Origin of the sequence: Micromonospora sp. CA-248260 (assembly GCF_050942205.1) — a bacterium.
Classification (GTDB): Bacteria; Actinomycetota; Actinomycetes; order Mycobacteriales; family Micromonosporaceae; genus Micromonospora; species Micromonospora antibiotica.
Genome location: NZ_CP192022.1, coordinates 1 through 17,765, shown reverse-complemented (window position 1 = coordinate 17,765; position 17,765 = coordinate 1). Strand labels below are relative to the sequence as shown.

Sequence of the window (17,765 nt, the reverse complement as noted above, 5' to 3'; positions counted from 1 at the left end):
CCCATGATTTCGGGCAGCACGTACCCTCGTTTCAGGCATCTGTTGCTCCTTCAGGTGGAGATGCCGACGCCCTGGGGCGAAATCCGCAGGGCATTGACCGCGCGGCGGGTGCGATCCGCCGCGCGGTCTCTCTTAGGGCTCCAATGGGTGCGATCCGTTGAAGCCCGCTGACTTATCTTGGGACAATGTTGACGCCAGGGCAGCTCTAAGTCAACGATTGTCCCAAGACTTTTAGAGAGGGGAGATGCGGTGGCTGTGCACTCGCGCTACCTAGACATTGCAGCCAAGATCCGGGAGCGGATCGAGGCCAACGAGTGGGAGCCTGGTGCCAAGCTGCCGCGTCTGGACGACTTCGCCTCCGAGTACGGGGCGAATCGAGACACTGTCGGAAGAGCCATCGGGGTCTTGGAGGCGGAGGGCTACGTATGGGCGGTCCAGGGCCGGGGGATCACCGTTCGATATGGGACGATCCGCCCTCGCCGACCACGGGGAAACCTGGTCAAACGAAACGTCACCGCACCCGGGTACTCGTTCCCTTCCGCTACCAGCCAGGAGGTGTGGAAGCACCACACCCCGCCCACGGTGTCCGCCGAACCCCTGAACGACCCGCGTATCGCCAGGCTGCTCAAGGTAGAGCCCGGCACCCGGGTGATGCGCCGGTTCCGGGTAACCGGTCCAGAGTCGGAGCCGCCATTCCAGATCAACATCTCGTGGATCCATCCCCGGGTGGCGGATGTACCTGGGGTGACCTCGCAGGCTCCAGGCCCTGGTGACTGGCTGTACCGGATGGAGATGGCTGGTCACTGGCCGATCAGCTGGATGGAGATTCACCGGGCACGCATGCCCAGCAAGCAAGAGGCTGCCCTGCTGGAGATCCCAACCAACCTTCCAGTGCTGGAAATCGTCCGGGTAGGCACCTCTGGCGGAGACGGCCAGCCGGTCGAGGTAACCGAGTACATCGTCGCGAGCGACCGCGTCGAAACGATCCACGTCCTACACCGTGATGAGTCGGCGCAGGACCCTTGGTCTGATGAGATCAACAAGGGGTGATGGACGTGGTGGCACCGACTCTTAGCGTTGAGGTGTCAGAGGGCTCTCATATCGGGCTTGTCCGGCGACGCAACGAAGATGCTTCTTACCTGGGAGATTTCCTGTTCGCGGTTGCCGATGGGTTAGGCGGCCACGTCGCTGGCGATGTCGCCAGTTCCACGGCCATCGAGGCGGTACGGCAGTACGACCATGTGGTCGACACAGATGCGCTACCCGTCGTGCTCGGACAGGCTGTCAACGCCGCCAACCGTGCGTTGAGGCGGCGAATCGAAGCCGAGCCGGACCTCGCCGGCATGGGCACCACACTGGTGGCCATGCTCAGGGCTGGTGCGAATGTCGCCCTGGCCAATGTCGGCGACTCTCGGGCCTATCTCCTGCGCGGCGGTCAGCAGCACGGTCAGACCACGCAGATCACCGAAGATCACCTCTACAAGCATCTGGTCTCTGAGGCAGCCGAAGTGCCCCACCTTCCTGACAGGCTGACACGATTCTTGGACGGTCGGGAGGATGGCCGAGCACCCGACATCACCTTATTCACCTTGGTTCCTGGTGACCGGCTCCTGCTGTGTTCCGACGGGCTCAGCTCCTACGTGCCACATGATCTCTTGCACTCCACGCTGGCGAACTCGGCAACCACGCAGGAAGCCGTCGATCGTTTGATCGCATCGGCTCTCAACCAAGGTGGCCCCGACAACGTGACGGTGGCCGTCATCTTCGTTGACCACCCGTGACCCGGAAGAAGACGAGCACGCCGTCTACGCCTGGCTGAGGTCGAGAATGCTCTCAGCTGATGGGTGGACTGGCTTGGGTGAGATGGCGGGTCTGCGCTTCTTGCCGGTCACCTTCAGAATGACGTGTGGCCTTCATGTTGGCGCGGCGACGACTCCGCCAGATCGTGTTACTGCTCTCCTCGGTCGCAGTCGTTGTCCCGGTGGTGTACTTCCTGGTGAAGCAAGGGCTGGACCGGGCTGAGAAGATCACCAGCATTGTTTTCGGGCTCCTCGGAGCCGCAGGGCTGATAGTCAGCTGGTTCACGACGCGATCAGGCAAGAAACCCGGCACGGCCAGCCCGACTGAGTCCGTACCTCTCGGGTGCCTACTGCACCTCCGCGACGATGGACAGCCGCCGTTGGTGAAGCAGGTCGACCCGCTGGACCTGGGCGTCAAGCCCGCTATCGACACCACCGACCGCCATGACCAGGACCTCCCTCCCTACGTTCCCCGCACCGGTGACGATGACCTGGAATGGGCCATCGCCGAAGGCGGGATCGTGCTGCTACACGGCAAGGCAGCCGCCGGCAAGAGCCGCAGCGCGTTCGAGGCCATCCACCGCCTCCGCCCGCACCACCAGCTACTCACCCCGGCGTACGCAGGGGCGCTGAGAGATGTGGTCGAGGCTGGCTACCCGATCAGGGATGCGGTCGTGTGGCTCGACGACCTGGAGTGCTTCCTCACCCCCGGAGGCATCGACCAGGCGCTACTTCAACGTCTGTGCCCCTCCGGGCGAGCCGACGTGGTGGTGGTGGCCACGATCCGCGACGAGGAACTATCCCGCCTTGACCACGCCGCTACCCGAGGCGGTCAAGGCCAGGAACTCATCACGGCCGGGCTGGACGAGGCCGCAGCGAAACTGGTAGCCCAGATCCGCGGCCGACGCCGCATCCCGGTCGGTCAGCACCTCACCGACTCCGAGCGCACCGACGCCGAGGTCACCGGCGACGACCGGATCACGGCTGCGCTAACCGCCGGGGTCGGGTTCGCCGAATACCTCGCCGCCGGCCCGGCCATGATGCGCCGCTGGTCGGTCGGCGACGGCCCCTCGTTCGAGGTCGGACACGCCCTCATCAGCGCCGCAGTGGACTGCCGCCGCGCCGGCTATACCACCCCCGTCCCCCGCGACATCCTCGCCAAGCTCTACCGCCCCTACCTGTCCCCCGCCTGGAGACACCGCGCCGACCTACCCACCATCACTCAAGGACTTCAATGGGCGTGCGAACGGGTCCTCGGCGCTAGCTCCTGCCTCCTGCCCCACGAGAACGACACCTACACCGCCTCCGACTACCTCCTCGACCGCACCACCACCGGCCAGGGCCCCCTCGCCACCACCCCAGTCCCCGACCAGCTCTGGAACACCCTGCTCACCATCGCCACCACCCCCCAAGCCGCCACCATCGGCGCTCATGCCTATCTCACCCAACGCTTAGACATCGCTGAACAGGCGTGGCGTGGCGCAGCCGACACCGACCACACCGACGCGATGTACAACCTGGGCGTTCTGCTTTCCCAGCGCGGTGATCACCGAGCGGAGGCGGAACAGTGGCTCCGGCGCGCAGCCGACACCGGCCATACCAGCGCGATGAGCAACCTGGGCGCTCTGCTTTCCCAGCGCGGCAGCCAGGAGGAGGCGGAACAGTGGTATCGGCGCGCAGCCGACACCGGCCACACCAGCGCGATGAGCAACCTGGGCGTTTTGCTTTCCCAGCGCGGCAGCCAGGAGGAGGCGGAACAGTGGCTCCGGCGCGCAGCCGACACCGGCGACACCGACGCGATGTACAACCTGGGCGCTCTACTTGCCCAGCGCGGCAGCCAAGAGGAGGCGGAACAGTGGTATCGGCGCGCAGCCGACACCGGCCACACCAGCGCGATGTACAACCTGGGCGTTTTGCTTTCCCAGCGCGGCAGCCAGGAGGAGGCGGAACAGTGGCTCCGGCGCGCAGCCGACACCGGCCACACCAGCGCGATGAGCAACCTGGGCGCTCTACTTGCCCAGCGCGGCAGCCAGGAGGAGGCGGAACAGTGGTATCGGCGCGCAGCCGACACCGGCCACATCGGCGCGATGAGCAACCTGGGCGCTCTGCTTTCCCAGCGCGGCAGCCAGGAGGAGGCGGAACAGTGGCTCCGGCGCGCAGCCGACACCGGCCACATCGGCGCGATGTACAACCTGGGCGCTCTACTTGCCCAGCGCGGCAGCCAGGAGGAGGCGGAACAGTGGCTCCGGCGCGCAGCCGACACCGGCGACACCGACGCGATGTACAACCTGGGCGCTCTACTTGCCCAGCGCGGTGATCACCCAGCGGAGGCGGAACAGTGGCTCCGGCGCGCAGCCGACACCGGCCACACCGACGCGATGAACAACCTGGGCGCTCTACTTGCCCAGCGCGGCAGCCAAGAGGAGGCGGAACAGTGGTATCGGCGCGCAGCCGTCACCGGCAATACCGACGCGATGTACAACCTGGGCGTTCTGCTTTCCCAGCGCGGTGATCACCGAGCGGAGGCGGAACAGTGGCTCCGGCGCGCAGCCGACACCGGCGACACCGACGCGATGTACAACCTGGGCGTTCTGCTTGAACAACGTGACGACGGTGAGCAGTCCGAGGGGTAACACCTGGGATGGCATCGCGACGGGCCTGCACGAGGTGGGAAAGCTGCGACCGTGCCATCCGCGCTGCCCATTTATGCCCCGCCAGCGGCGGACGGTCACCCGGGACTGGCTCAACGCCCGCAGCCAGGTGCTGCCGCCGCTGACCACCCAGCCAGGGACGGTGGTCACTCAATGCGGCGCTGACCGACGGGCGGCTGATCGATGCCGAGTTGGAAGCGCGCAAAGCAGTGGGGCTTGGCCTCGGCCACAGGACGATCTACGCCTCGCTAAGGTCGAGAATGCTCCAGCCGGCGGGCAGCACGGCGGCGGCTGGCTTGGGGTCGGTGGTGGCCAGGTGGGCCTGGTGGGCGATGGCCGCGCGGGCGGCGTGCCCGAGGGCGATGTCGCCGCCTGCGGCGCGGGCGAGGACGCCGGCTTGGCGGGCGTCGTCCACGCCGGGCTCGGCCCCGAGGGGCAGCACGGTGATGGCGGGTGTGGTGGTCAACAGGGTGAGTAGGGCGGTGCCGACCTCGCTGCTGGTGGCGGCGTAGGCGGCAGCGAGGCAGGCGGCCGGCACGCCCACCGTTCGTTCTTCGTCGGCGACCTCGGCGATCAGTTCGCCGACGGCGAGCTGCCCGTCGACGTACGCGGCGAGGGCGGTGGCGTCCAGGACCACGGCGACCTGGTCGTCGCTCACGCGGCCTCGTCGAGCATTCGCTGCCCCTCGGCGAGCGCGTCGTCCGGGATCGGGGTGGAGAGACGGTCACGCCAGCGGGCCTTGCCAGCCTCGGTGACCTCGATGCCGGCGCGGCGCAGCACCTCGTCGACCTGGGTGCCGGCCATCTGGGCGCGGACGGCTGCGGTGATGGCGGCGCTGACGTTGGGCTGGCCGTCGAGCCATTCGGCGACGTCGTCGGGGACGCTGATGGAGCGTTTCGCGGTCATAGTGGCAGCGTACCCCCGCCGGTAGCACCGGCGGTGCTACCGTGCCGATCCCCTGGCCTCAGCCCTCGATGCCGATTCCGGCGAACAGGTCAAGTTGCTCACCGGGGTCGATTGGACGGCAGGCAGCCCACACGGCATCCCCGGCGCGGGAGCAGGCGTCGACGACGGCGGCCCAGCCGGCACCCCGGAATCCGTAGGGGTGATCACGCCAGGCGATGACGGCCTGTTGGCAGCAGTGGATCAGGTCGTTGGTGACCCGGCCGCCGTCCAGGACCGCGCCCAGATCGGACCAGCTCAGTCGTAGCGGCTGGTGGAGGTTCCCGTCGGTGATCTCGATCCGGGTTCGGTCGAGGCGGAGCATCCGGCCCGCGGGCAACGTCTGGCCGGCGTACTCGGGGGCGAGTTGCCGGGCGTCTCGGGTGCGCCAGTAGGTCAGGATGTCGGCGGCGTGACCGTGTGCGCTGATCCCGACGGCCCAGGCCAGCAGCGGGCGGTGGGTGGCCGGGGTGGCGGTGGCGAGGATGGTGCGGGCGTCGGCCCGGTGATTGGTCATGGTGTTCTCCCGCGTGGTGGCTGGCTCTTGGGCGGCCGCGCCCCAGGCCGGGTGGCGGCCTGGGGCACGGGTGTGGCCTCAGTGCGGCTGGGTGACGCGGCCGTTGTGGTCGGGCTGCGCGGCTGCGGCGGCGTGCCGCTGGGCGATCTGGTACTCGCGGACCAGGGCGCCGAGCACGTCGCTGACGTTGACCGTCCGGCCGTTGGCCGTGCGGCAGTCGGCCGCGTATCCGTCGAGGTCGGCGGTGCCGATCGAGGTGCCGTGGATGGGCTGGAAGCGCACGGTGCTGGTGATGTAGCCGATGAAGTGCTCGCCGAGCATGAGCCGGGCGCGGGTGCCTCCGGTGCCGGGGACGCGGCGCATGTCGCTGACGTGCAGCTTGGCGTGGGGGACGACCATGCCGGTGTGGGGCAGGGTGGTGGGCTCGCCGGTCAGGCTCGCGTTGATCAGCTCGATCAGGCGCGGCTGGACGCGCAGGCAGGTGCGGCAGGTGATGGGCTCGGTGAGGGGTTCGCCGACACGGACGTTGTCGCCGGTGCCGCTGGCCCCGCACCAGGCCGCGACGTAGCGGACGCTGCGGTCGGGGCCCATGATGCTGCTGAGGCTGCCCAGGTGCACGGCCGTGCCGCGTCCGACGCGTACCGGTGCGAGCTGGGCGGGCCGGATGGGGAAGGTCATGTTCTCGGTCCCTTCGACGTGCCTGACTGAGGGGTTTTGGCTGGCCGGTCCGCACCCCTCTATCGTACAGGAAAAGGTATAGAAAAAGCTCTTTCCAGGGACCTTTGTCTGTACCTTTTTGCCGTACGCTGTGGGCATGAGCAGCGAATCGGAGATGCGCCGGCCCGAGGTGTCGGCAGGGATGGCGGCGGCCCGGGAGCGGGGCGTGCGGTTGGGTCGACCGCCTGCGCCGTTGCCGCCCTCGGCCACCCGGGCGGTGCAGTTGCGGGACGAGGGGCTGTCGCTGGCCGCGATCGCCGCGACGCTGAACAGCGAGCAGGTGCCAACGCCGTCCGGGAAGGGGACGTGGGCCAAGAGCAGCGTCAAGTACGTGCTCGACCGTCACGACGCGCAGGGGTCGGCGTAGGCCCGGTGGGCGGGGTTTGCGGGCTTGCCCGCGCGGACGCCCGGGGCGGGGGTGGGATCTCCTCGTGTCGGCCGATCTCCGATCGACCGGGCCGGCTCGGGGACGGCCAGGCTCGGCGTAGCCGACCGCGAAGCGGCTTGGCCTGGCCGTCCCCGAGCCGGTCTGGTAGCCCTCTGGGCGGCCGGCGCGGGGAGATCCCACCCCTGGGTGACCACTCACCCACCTGGCGATTGCGGTCCCTGCCGGATCTCCGAGAGAGGCCCCGCCGGAGGCGTCGATGTTGGCAAGCGCGACCATCGGCGGCCCGGTTCCGGGTCCGCGTCTCTGGGCTGCTCTCGCTGCCGCTGTTGGTGATTCCGCGGCATCACCCCCTCGGCGGTGCCGGCGCTGGCGCGGCGTCTGCTGGCATGGGGCACCGCCGGAAGCGTCCCGCGAGCCTGCCCAGGGGTCGATCTCGCTCGACATCCTGACTACGGTGGTGATCAAGCGATCACCTGGGGGAGCGATGGCTGACGATGCCGCTGTACCGATGGCCGCGCCGGACACGGCGGACCTGCCTGACGGTCTCGCCGCCGGCCTGCAATCGCAGATCGACGACCTGACGGCCACCCTGGAGCACCACCAACGCCTGTTCGAGTCATTGCGGGCGCGGGGGTTGCTGCCCACCGACCCTGACGACGGACGACCGTGACGGCCGCGCCGGACCAGCCGGCGGCCCGACCCGCGCGGGAGGTTGCCGAGCGTGTGGCGGCCTCGGTCGACCGGACCGCCGCGCTACGCAGCCGGGCCGGCTCGCTGGCCGCTCAGGTCGCCGGGCCGGCTCGCCTGTCGACGGTCCCTGACGCGCGGCGGCAACGCCTCCTGGCCGTCCAGGGCGCGGCGGCCGAGTTCTACCGGGCCCAACTCGACCGGCCCGACGGGGCATCGCCGGCCCGGTGGCTGGCCGCCCAGGGCGTTCCGGTCAACGGGCGGTGGGCGGTGGGGTACGCGCCGGACCGGCCGGCCGCGCTGGTTAACGAGCTGCGGCGGCAGGGCTTCACCGATGTGGAGATCCGGGCGTCCGGCCTCGCTGCGACCGGTCGCAGCGGGCAGCTGGTCGACCGGTTCCGTAACCGAGTGATGGTCGGCATCCGCGAGCACCGCGATCCGGACCGGCCGGTGGTCGGCTTCGCCGGCTACGCCCCGCCCGGTGTCCCGGACGTGGCGCCGGTGCTGCACAGCCCCGCCACGGCGGTGTTCCGCCCGGCCGAGGTGGTGTTCGGGCTCGCGGAGCAGCCTGAGCGCACCGGCCGGTCGGTGGTGGCGCGGACCGCGTTGGAGGCCATCGCCCTGGCCGAACGCGGCGAGGGTGCGCCGCTGGTGGTGGCCGCGTGCGGGCCGGCGTTGACCGGGCCGCAGGTCGCGGCGCTCACCGCGCAGGCGGACCCGGCGGCCGGCGTCGCGGTGGTCGTCGACGAGGACGGCAGCGCCGATGGGCGTCGCTCCGCCGCGCGGGCTTTCCATGTGCTCGACCCGGCGGTGACTCGGCACCCGGATCGGCCGGGGCCGGTGCTGGCCGCCGCCGCTGGCGGCGAGGACACCTGGCCGCTGGTGGAGGTCGTGGTCACCGCCCGCGTCGACTGGGCCGTCCGCACGTTCACCACCGCGGCGGGCCGGGAGGCCGCCGCGCAGTCGATCCGCGCGATGCTGCACGGTCAGCCGGCCGACGTCGCCGGCCCGTTGGCCGCATACGCCGCCGGCCGGCTCGGCGTTCCCGTCGATCCGACGCCGGCAGCGCCCCCGCCGGCCGTGACCGAGCAGACCGCCGTCCCGGCACCGGTGCCGGCGGTCCTCGACGGCGCGGCGACCACGACCGGCCCGCCGGTCGGCGCTGTCACCGCCGACCAGCCGACCGCAGCACCAGAGGAGCCCGCAGACGATGAACCGGTACGGGGCGCAAGCCCAGAGGCACTGGCAGACGTACCTACCGAACCGGTACGCGGCGTTGATAGCCGACGGGACGGACCTGAACAGCTTCTTCTCGACTTTGGGGGATCAGGCGCTGCACCAGATCGAGGACCTGACGAGGAAACTCGCCGGCCCGGACCCGACCGGCGAGGGGTACCTCGACAAGCTGGGCCGGCTGAACGAAGCCCGGATGGCGGCCGAGGAACAGGTGCTGCCGGAGCTGATCCTGATCGACCCGGAGACGAACGAGACCAGACCGCCGACGACGCCGAACCCGTCACCGCAGACGGATCAGGACTGGATCCCGATGGTGGAGGACCCGACCGACCCGCGGTGGCAGGAGATCGCGGAGCAGGAAGCCGCGATGAACGACGACAGCGACCCGCCCGCCCGCAGCTAGACCCCGAACCGGCCGCGCCGGTTGAGCCGGCCGAACCGGGCCCGCCACCGCAGACGCAGCCACCAGCCACGACGCCTGATCCGGACCGGCCGGTGTCGTTCACCCCGAGGGGGCAAGGGGACCTTGCCCCCCGGGGTGAGGTGGCCCGGCTCACCGCGAACCTCGCCGCGCTGCGGACCCTGCGGACGCTCCAGGCCGAGGACCGGCCGGCCACCGCCGAGGAACAGGCGGTGCTGGCCCGCTGGTCGGGGTGGGGTGCGGTGCCGGGGGTGTTCGAGGGTCGCACCGAGCACCGCAACCACGAACGGTTCGCGGCGGCCCGCGAGGAACTGCGGCAGTTGCTCGACGAGCGGGAGTACGCGGCGGCCGAACGCAACACCCTGAACGCGCACTACACCGACGCGGCGTACGTCCGAGCCATCTGGGACGCGGTCACCGCCCTCGGGTTCGACGGCGGCGACGTGCTGGAACCGGGCTGCGGGCCGGGCACCTTCATCGGCCTGGCGCCCGGCAACGCCCGGATGGTCGGGGTCGAGGTGGAACCGGTCACCGCCGGGATCGCCGCCGCGCTCTACCCCCACGCCACCATCCGCACCGAGTCGTTCGCGGACACCCGCGCGCCGGCCGCGACGTTCGACCTGACGATCGGCAACGTGCCGTTCGGGGCCTTCGCGCTGGCCGACCGGCGATACAACCCGGGTAAGCACTCGATCCACAACCACTTCCTGATCAAGAGCCTGCACCTGACCCGGCCCGGTGGGCTGGTGGTGGCGCTGACGTCCCGCTACACCATGGACGCCGCGAACCCGGCCGCCCGGCGGGAGATGGCCGCGGTGGCGGACCTGGTGGCCGCCGTGCGGCTGCCGACCGGCGCACACGAGGACGCCGCCGGCACCAAGGTCGTCACCGACCTGCTGATCCTGCGCCGCCGGGAGCCCGGCCAGGATCAGGCGGGGATGGCCTGGGAGCAGACCCGGGAGATCGACGTCCCCGGCGGTGACACCGTCCACGTCAACGAGTTCTTCGCCAACCGGCCCGACCGGGTCCTCGGGGACCTGTCCGTCGGCCGGGGTGCCCACGGCGCACAGGACCTGGTCGTCACCGGGTCCGGCGACACCGCCGCCGACCTGGCCCGGGTCCTGGGTGAGGTGGTCGATGAGGCTCGCCTCGCCGGGTTGACCCTGACTCCCCGCGTCGAGGCCGGTCCGGCCGCGCCGGTCGCGGTCCTGGCCGCCGTCGGCCGCGAAGAGGGCCACCTCGAAGCGCTCGACGACGGCACGTTCACCACCGTCATGGCCGGTCAGGTCGTCGAGCACAAGGTGCCCGCCACCCAGGCCGACGAACTGCGGGCGTTGCTGCTGCTGCGCGACACCGTGACGGCGCTGCTGCGCGCGGAGTCGTCGTCGCTGGACGACGGCGACGAGCACCCCGACGGGCCCCCGGCCGGCTCGGCGGCGTTCCTGCGGATCCGCCTCAACACCCTCTACGACGCCTACGTCGCGCAGTACGGGTACCTCAACCGCTACGACACCTACACCCGCCGGCAGCGCAACAAGACCACCGGTGAGCTGGAGACGATCCTCGACGAGGAAACCGGCCAGCCGAAGCTGTACCGCAACTACCCCCAGCTCGCCGGATTCCGCGGAATCGACCCGTACGCCGCCACGGTGTTCGCCCTGGAGAACTTCAACGACGACACCCGCACCGCTACCAAGGCGGACATCTTCAGCAAGCGGGTCATCCTGCCCCGGGCGGCCCGCCTGGGCGCCGACAGCCCCGAAGACGCGCTGGCGATCTGCCTCGACGACCACGGCGCGGTGCTCCTGCCGGAGATCGCCCGGCTACTCGGCGTCGACGAGATCCAGGCCCGGGAAGCCCTCGGTGAGCTGGTCTACGACGATCCCGCCACCGGCCGGCCGGTCGAAGCCGCCGCGTACCTGTCCGACAACGTCCGCGCCAAGCTCGACCAGGCGCTGATCGCCGCCGAGGACGACCCGAGGTTCGAGGTCAACGTCCGCGCGCTGCAACGGGTCCTGCCCCGCGACGTCGGCCCCGGCGAGATCATGGTGTCCTTCGGCGCCCCGTTCATCGACTACCAGGACGTGCAGGCGTTCCTCCAGGAGATCCTGCGGGATCCGCGGCTGAGGGTGACGCACCCCGGCGGATCGGACTGGCAGGTCAAGGGCAGCCGGACCGGGGTCCTCGCCCGGTCGACCTGGGGCACCGCCGGCATGTCCGCTCCGGAACTTGCGCAACGGCTGCTGACCAAGACCCCGATCCGGGTGTTCTACGAGGTCGAGGAGGGCAAGCGGGCGTTCGACGTGGACGCGACCGCCGCCGCGCAGGCCAAGGCCGTCGAGCTGGAGGAACGGTTCGAGTCCTGGGTGTGGGAGGAACCCGAGCGGGCCGCCCGGATCGCGGCCACCTACAACCGGATGTTCAACGCCCACGTCCCCCGCAGCTACGTCGGCGTGCGGCGCAGCCTGCCCGGCATCTCGGTGGAGTTCAAGCCCCGCCCGCACCAGATCGAGGCGGTCACCCGGATCGTCAACGAACCCGGGGTGGGCCTGTTCCACTGCGTCGGCGCGGGCAAGACCGCCGTCATGGCGATAGGCGCGATGGAACTCAAACGCCTCGGGCTGGTCAACAAACCCGCCATCGTCGTCCCGACGCACCTGCTCGAACAGTTCTCCCGGGAGTTCCTCCAGATCTACCCGCAGGCCCGGGTCCTGGCCGCCGGACAGGACGACACCAGCGCCGCCCGCCGGCAACGGTTCGTGGCCCGCTGCGCCACCGGCAACTGGGACACCGTCATCATGGCCGCGTCGTTCTTCGAGACGCTGCGGCTGTCCGACGACGAGCAGCGCCGCTTCCTCGATGGGGAGCTGAAAGACCTCCGACAGAAGATCGAACGGGCGCACGCCCAGGCCGTCGCCAACGGCGAGGACCCGGGCCGCAACGCCGCCGTCAAGCGACTCCAAGCCTCCCTGCTCCGCACGGAAGAGAAGATCAAGGCGAAGTTCGACAAGCCGACCGACCCCGGCGTGACGTTCGACCAGACCGGCGTCGACTTCGTGTTCCGCGACGAGTGGCACGACCTGAAGAACGACACGATCGTGTCGAGCATCGCCGACGCCAGCAACGACGGCTCGAACCGGGCGATCGACTTCCGCGCCAAGCTCGACTTCCTGCGCCGCCGCTACGGGCAGCGAGTGGTGTGCGGGGCCACCGCCACCCCGATCGCCAACAGCGTGCGGGAGCTATACGTCGTCACCCGGCACCTGCGCCCGGACCTGCTCGAAGCCACCGGCACCATGGACTTCGACACCTGGGCGTCGGTGTTCGGCAAGGTCGTCACGTCGGTGGAGATCTCACCCACCGGCAGCGGCTTCCAGACCAAGTCCCGGCTGGCGAAGTACACCAACGCCGCCGAGCTGTCGCTGATGCTGCGCACCTTCGGCGACATCCGCACCCCCGACGACCTGCAACTACCCACCCCGCTGCTGACCGTCAACGCCGACGGCCACCGCGCCCCGCACGTCATCCCCATCGACCCCGCACCCGAGCTGGTCGACTTCATCGCCACCCTCGACGACCGGGTCGAGTGGTGCCGCAACCACCCCCGCGACCGGGAGATCGACAACATCCTGAAGATCTCCGGCGAGGCACGGGCCGCGTCGCTGGACCTGCGGCTACTCGGCATGGCCCAGGACACCCCGGGGAAGATCGACGTGGCGGCCCGCAACATCGCCGAGATCTGGCAGGCACACCGCGACACCCGCTACCTGGTCGACCCGGACGCCGCCAACCCGGTCGAGCACCCGACACCGGGCGCCCTGCAGATCGTGTTCTGCGACCTGGGCACCCCGAAGAAGGACCCGGACCGGTGGACCGCGTATGAGGCGCTGCGCGACCGGCTGGTCGACCTGGGGATGCCCCGCGACGCCGTCCGGTTCATCCATGAGGCCGGCAGCGACAAGGAGAAGGCGAACCTGTTCGCCGCCTGCCGCAACGGCGACGTGTCCGTGCTCATCGGCTCGACCGGCCGGATGGGCACCGGCACCAACATCCAGAACCGGGCCGTCGCCCTGCACCACCTCGACTGCCCATGGCGGCCGGCCGACATCACCCAGCGAGACGGCCGCATCATGCGCCAGGGCAACCAGAACGCCGAGGTCAGCATCTACCGGTACGTCGTCACCGGCTCCTTCGACGCCTTCAGTTGGCAGACCGTCGCCCGCAAGGGCGGCTTCATCGACCAGATGATGCGCGGCACCGTCGCCCGAGAGATCGAGGACGTCTCCGACGAGACCCTCCAGGCCCACCAGATCAAGGCCATCGCCACCGGCAACCCGCTGCTCATCGAGAAGGAAGAGTTGGGGATGGAGCTGGCCCGGCTGGAACGGGCCAACCGATCCCACCACAACACCCACGCCGCCCTGGAGAGGCAGATCCGGGAGCTGCACCAGTGGATCGCCGTCGACGAGCGGCGCGTCGACGCCCTAGACCAGACGATCGCCCAACGCCAGGACGTACGCGGGGACAAGTTCCGGATGACCGTGGCCGGCCACCACCTCGACAAGCGACCCGACGCCGGCCGCGCTCTGCAACACGCCCTCACCGCCGCGTCCGCCGGCCTCGGCTCCACCGAGCAACGCGACCGGGTGCCGCTGGCCACGCTGGGAGGCTTCGACATCACGGCGACGATCTGGAACGGCCGCGACGGAGTCCTGGTCTCCCTGACCGTCAACAACGACTCCGGCATGACCACGCAACTGTCACTGACCGACGCGACCACCGGTGACGCTACCGGCCTGATCCGCCGCCTCGAACACCACCTCGCCTCCCTGGAGACCCGACGCGGCCAGCTCGTCGCCAACATCGCCGGCCAACGGGAAGAGATCGAGCGGGCCCGCGCCCAACTCGGCCAGCCCTTCGCCCGCCACGACGAACTCGTCAGCACCCGCCGCCGAATGCGGGCCGTGTCCGCCGCCGTCGACGCGATCGCCGACCTCGACTCCGTCCCGGTCAGCACCACCACCGCACCGGCCGTACCCGTCACCCTCGACGACGCCTGGATGCCCGACCAGGTACGCGACAGCCTCACCGACGACGAACACGCCTGGCTCAACGCCCGCATCGACCGCGTCGCCAACGCCGGCACGGTGCAAGCCGACGCCCGCGCCCACGACGACGTCGCCGCGTTCGCCGCCACCTTCGACAGGGCACTCACCACCATGCTCGGCGACCCAAACGAGCCCAACCTGTCCGTAGCGATCTTCCTACGATGCGACGACCCCGACTGGCGCGCGAGCCTGTTCAACGCCGCACGCCAAGCCGTCCACGACACGGTCCGAGCCACCCCGGCACCCACAGCCGGGACGGCCACGGCCAGCCCCCGCCCCGACCGATCCGGCCCGAGCGAAGCACCCCGGATCCTGCTCACCGACAACGAGATCCGCACCCGGGTACCAGCGCTCGCAGCGGCACTCACCCGCGACGAACGGATCTGGCTCAACCAGGCCACCACCCGCCTCTGCACGAACCCCGACCTCAGCGCCGCCGCCCAAGCCGGCGACACGAACCGCTTCGCCCAGACCTTCAGCCCAGCCATCACCGCACAACTGGCCGACGCCCCCGCCCGGCTGGCCAAGCTGGCCGCCGCCGGTGACCACCTGGTCGACGACCTGCGCACCGTCATCCAGCACTACGTCTACGCCAAGACCCGGACGGAACCCGAACCGCCGGCCAACCCCACGCCATCCCCTGCTGGGGCGGCAGCCGCGACGGTGACGGCCATCGCGTTCCCGTCAGCCACCGCCGCATCGACGTCGGCCGCAGCGCAGCCCCCAGTGCCGGTAGCCCGCCGAACCTCACCGACAGTTGAGCCTGAGTCCGCCCGGTAGGCCTGTCCGACGTTTCCAGACCAACGGGCCTCCGAGCATGTGCGGCGAGCCTGGGTTGGACTGCTCACCGGTGCGCAGGCCGGGGCAACTTCACCACGTGAAGTGGCCTCGGGTGGACATGTCCATCCGAGGCATGATCGTCAACCTAGAGAAGACGGCTCCTCTCCGCCGGAGACAGCAGAGCATCGACGTCTCCACTCAGGGGGCAGCAACTTCCGCAGAGTGCTGGCAGGTCTTGTAGCTCGGTTCGAACCCCCGGCCAGAGCAGGCCCCGGACCTCCATCTTCTCGCTGGAAATGACTTATCCAGTGGCCCTGGGGGCGGTTCTCCTGGCGGAGAAGACGTCCTGTCGTCTGCCAGTTGAGGTGGGGCACCGTCAGCTGTTTGAGGCATCCCGCCGCCGCTGTCCCGCCTGAGCGCACAGTCTTCGGCAAATAGTTTCCGGACAAGTTCCGGACGGCGATTGGTGGAAGGCTGTCCTGTCCGCTCGGTACTGTCTCTGCACGGAGCGACCGAGACTGGTTGTCCAGGTCAAGGCGGCGGGTCCCCCGGGCTGCAATCCCGGGGGCCGCCTTTTACGGTCGCGTCCACCACATGTCCGAGGCAAGGACCAACTACAGGAGGAACGACAACACGTGACCACGGTAACGAGAGGAGCCGGGCGGCACCAGCCCGGCGAGAGCGGCGGCACGGAAAACGCCCTGATCGGGGCGCTTGTGCTGGTCGTGGTGCTGTCCATCGGGGCGCTCGCCTACATCGTCAAGCTCAGCGGCGACGACGTGGGGAGTGTGGCACCCGTGGCGATACCGACCATTGGCGCGGTCGGGGGCGCAGCGATCAGCGGCATCGTCGTGGCGCTGCGGAGGAGGCCCGCCAGGAGACGCAGCTAGCACGGTGCCGGGGCCGGAGATGACCTCCGGCCCCGGCAACTTCGCCAACGTCATCATCAACAACCCGCCGTTCGGCCTCTTCTGGCCGCGGAGCCGGGGAGCCGGGGGCAACCCGGGGGAGCCAGGCGAAGATGCCCGCTGGCCTGGGGACTACGCGCGGAGGCGTTGCGGACGCCGCCCCCACCTCTCTCATGACTTCGTCTCGCGTCCTGGTCGCGATAGAGCACGTCATGACGGGATCAGGTCAGATGTGCCCTTCGCCGCCCGGCGCCTCAAGGATCGAGAACGCCACCTCCGTCTGGGCGGTCGACCTCACCGGCTCCAGCGGCGGCCTGTAGCCTCCCACCTTCGCGGCCCACGCATCTCCGTCAGGTGTGCGTTGCGGATTGTGATCGATGATCATCGGCCAGCCGGCCCTCGCCGCCACTTCCATCGCTTGGCGGTACATGCCTTCTGCGATTCCCCTACCCCTCCAGTCCTCCGCTGTCCAAACCGTTCTGATCTCGCCAACGGCGATCTGCTCACCAGAGTCGGCGTCGCGCCGTCCATCCGGCTTGTTTATGGTCCACGTCAGGTGTCCAGCGGTGCAGAGCGTGAAGGCGTGCAGAGCGATCACGGTGGCAATGTCCAAGCGATGCACCACGGTGTAGAGGACCACCGTGCTTCTCTTGCTCCCTCTGGTGCTGCTGGGCTTCGCGCTCAGCGCGACGACGGGCGTCGCATCGTCGTCAGCCATCAATCCGCGTCCCTGCGACGTCGCCGCGACGGCTTCTCGTCCTTCTCCGGCTCTTCGAGCTTGTCGACCCGCAAGCCGGCGTCACGGCCCCGCATCCTCATCTTCACGTCGTAGGTGACCAGCCGGATCGGCCGACCAGCGAGGGTTTGGATGTCGACGGCGCGGGCGACGATCTCGTCATCGTTGTTTGGCAGTCGCGCGTGCCCAGGTGGATCGAGCACAACCTCGACGGTGACCTTCCCCCGAGGGTGCCCCTCACTGGACGAGTGCCCGGCATGGATCCTGCCGCCAGCTTGCGCGATCTTGTCGATGTACGAAACGGCGTACGCGGCGCGGTACCCCCTGTCTCCGCCGGCCCGCTTGCCCTTGTCTAGTTCGTCGATCACGACCAGGGGTACGAGGATGTGGATGTCGGCGTTGCCGAGGCGCAGCTCGCCCGCGAGGTCGATGTCCCCCAGCTTCTGCGGGTGGTGCATGTAGATGTTGGTGTCGAGCACGACGAGTTCAGCGTCCCGCTGCTGCTGAAATCGTTTGATTTGCTTATCCAGGTCGCTGAGCGCGGCGTCGAACGCTCCGCCCCTCTCGTCCAGCTGCGTAGCGATCAGGCCGTTGAATACCCGTTCGCTGGCGAGGTGATTGGAGGCGGCGTGTGCGGCGATCGCTGCTAGCACAACCTCGTAATCCTGGCTCGGGAGTAGATACTCCAGTTCAGCGGGCCGGATCTGCCCACGAAGGAGCCGACGGGCCTCGTGGACCCATTCCAGGTAGCGGCAGGCCCGCTCGGCTGCCCGCTCTGGACCGGAGGGCTGCACCTTGGTAAGCGAATTGCGGACGTTCGTCAGGGTCCACCTGAGTGTTTCGGCATTGACGCCGGGGACGGGGGTGATCAGCAC

Annotated in this window: 15 protein-coding genes and 1 pseudogene; 9 read left to right on the top strand and 7 right to left on the bottom strand. The window is 69.6% G+C overall.

Features of this window, described 5'->3' with window-relative positions:
• The first annotated feature begins 249 nt into the window (after positions 1-249).
• From ACQP2H_RS31710 to ACQP2H_RS31700, 3 genes are all read left to right on the top strand, one after another.
• Positions 250-1,050 (top strand): GntR family transcriptional regulator, encoded by an 801-nt coding sequence (locus tag ACQP2H_RS31710; RefSeq protein ID WP_433233945.1) that lies wholly within the window; start codon positions 250-252, stop codon positions 1,048-1,050.
• The gene (locus ACQP2H_RS31705) at positions 1,050-1,781 is read left to right on the top strand and encodes a PP2C family protein-serine/threonine phosphatase (protein WP_433233942.1); all 732 of its coding nucleotides are present in this window, start codon (positions 1,050-1,052) and stop codon (positions 1,779-1,781) included. Before ACQP2H_RS31710 ends, ACQP2H_RS31705 begins: the two co-directional genes overlap by 1 nt.
• Positions 1,782-1,915: 134 nt before the next feature.
• Positions 1,916-4,432, top strand: coding sequence for a tetratricopeptide repeat protein (locus tag ACQP2H_RS31700; RefSeq protein ID WP_433233995.1), 2,517 nt, complete (start codon positions 1,916-1,918; stop codon positions 4,430-4,432).
• Between the two features lie 256 nt (positions 4,433-4,688).
• On the opposite strand, the gene ACQP2H_RS31695 is transcribed toward ACQP2H_RS31700, so the two are convergent.
• The 4 genes from ACQP2H_RS31695 to ACQP2H_RS31680 all read right to left on the bottom strand — a co-directional run bounded on the left by ACQP2H_RS31695 (position 4,689) and on the right by ACQP2H_RS31680 (position 6,587).
• A complete protein-coding gene (locus ACQP2H_RS31695; RefSeq protein ID WP_433233939.1) occupies positions 4,689-5,108 on the bottom strand; it encodes a hypothetical protein in 420 nt (139 codons plus the stop codon).
• Positions 5,105-5,356 (bottom strand): hypothetical protein, encoded by a 252-nt coding sequence (locus ACQP2H_RS31690; RefSeq protein ID WP_357768252.1) that lies wholly within the window; start codon positions 5,354-5,356, stop codon positions 5,105-5,107. The genes ACQP2H_RS31695 and ACQP2H_RS31690 overlap by 4 nt, the downstream gene beginning before the upstream one ends.
• Positions 5,357-5,414: 58 nt before the next feature.
• Entirely contained in the window at positions 5,415-5,909 is a 495-nt protein-coding gene (locus ACQP2H_RS31685; protein ID WP_433233934.1) for a hypothetical protein, read from the bottom strand.
• 78 nt (positions 5,910-5,987) lie between these two features.
• Complete coding sequence (locus tag ACQP2H_RS31680; RefSeq protein WP_433233931.1) at positions 5,988-6,587, bottom strand: hypothetical protein; 600 nt, start codon at positions 6,585-6,587, stop codon at positions 5,988-5,990.
• 136 nt (positions 6,588-6,723) lie between these two features.
• On the opposite strand from ACQP2H_RS31680, the gene ACQP2H_RS31675 reads away from it, so the two are divergent.
• From ACQP2H_RS31675 to ACQP2H_RS31665, 3 genes and pseudogenes are all read left to right on the top strand, one after another.
• The gene (locus tag ACQP2H_RS31675) at positions 6,724-6,993 is read left to right on the top strand and encodes a recombinase family protein (RefSeq protein WP_421481144.1); all 270 of its coding nucleotides are present in this window, start codon (positions 6,724-6,726) and stop codon (positions 6,991-6,993) included.
• Positions 6,994-7,468: 475 nt separating this feature from the next.
• Positions 7,469-7,684: a hypothetical protein gene (locus ACQP2H_RS31670; protein WP_433233928.1), complete on the top strand. Its 216-nt coding sequence runs from the start codon at positions 7,469-7,471 to the stop codon at positions 7,682-7,684.
• Positions 7,681-8,205, top strand: a pseudogene (locus ACQP2H_RS31665) (hypothetical protein); the annotation flags it as partial. The gene ACQP2H_RS31670 and the pseudogene ACQP2H_RS31665, both read left to right, overlap by 4 nt.
• On the opposite strand, the gene ACQP2H_RS31660 reads toward ACQP2H_RS31665, so the two are convergent.
• Positions 8,169-8,405: a hypothetical protein gene (locus tag ACQP2H_RS31660; protein WP_433233998.1), complete on the bottom strand. Its 237-nt coding sequence runs from the start codon at positions 8,403-8,405 to the stop codon at positions 8,169-8,171. The pseudogene ACQP2H_RS31665 and the gene ACQP2H_RS31660 overlap by 37 nt on opposite strands.
• A 506-nt stretch (positions 8,406-8,911) precedes the next feature.
• Here ACQP2H_RS31660 and ACQP2H_RS31655 point away from each other — a divergent pair.
• The 3 genes from ACQP2H_RS31655 (at position 8,912) to ACQP2H_RS31645 (ending at position 16,136) form a co-directional block, all read left to right on the top strand.
• Positions 8,912-9,340: a TnpV protein gene (locus tag ACQP2H_RS31655; protein ID WP_433233992.1), complete on the top strand. Its 429-nt coding sequence runs from the start codon at positions 8,912-8,914 to the stop codon at positions 9,338-9,340.
• Positions 9,341-9,480: 140 nt separating this feature from the next.
• A complete protein-coding gene (locus ACQP2H_RS31650) occupies positions 9,481-15,246 on the top strand; it encodes a DEAD/DEAH box helicase family protein (RefSeq protein ID WP_433233989.1) in 5,766 nt (1,921 codons plus the stop codon).
• A gap of 635 nt (positions 15,247-15,881) precedes the next feature.
• Positions 15,882-16,136: a hypothetical protein gene (locus tag ACQP2H_RS31645; protein WP_208567052.1), complete on the top strand. Its 255-nt coding sequence runs from the start codon at positions 15,882-15,884 to the stop codon at positions 16,134-16,136.
• Between the two features lie 244 nt (positions 16,137-16,380).
• On the opposite strand, the gene ACQP2H_RS31640 is transcribed toward ACQP2H_RS31645, so the two are convergent.
• Entirely contained in the window at positions 16,381-16,872 is a 492-nt protein-coding gene (locus tag ACQP2H_RS31640) for a hypothetical protein (protein ID WP_433233924.1), read from the bottom strand.
• Positions 16,872-17,765 carry a PIN domain-containing protein gene (locus ACQP2H_RS31635; protein ID WP_433233921.1) on the bottom strand — a complete coding sequence of 298 codons (894 nt, stop codon included), beginning with the start codon at positions 17,763-17,765 and terminating at the stop codon, positions 16,872-16,874. Before ACQP2H_RS31635 ends, ACQP2H_RS31640 begins: the two co-directional genes overlap by 1 nt.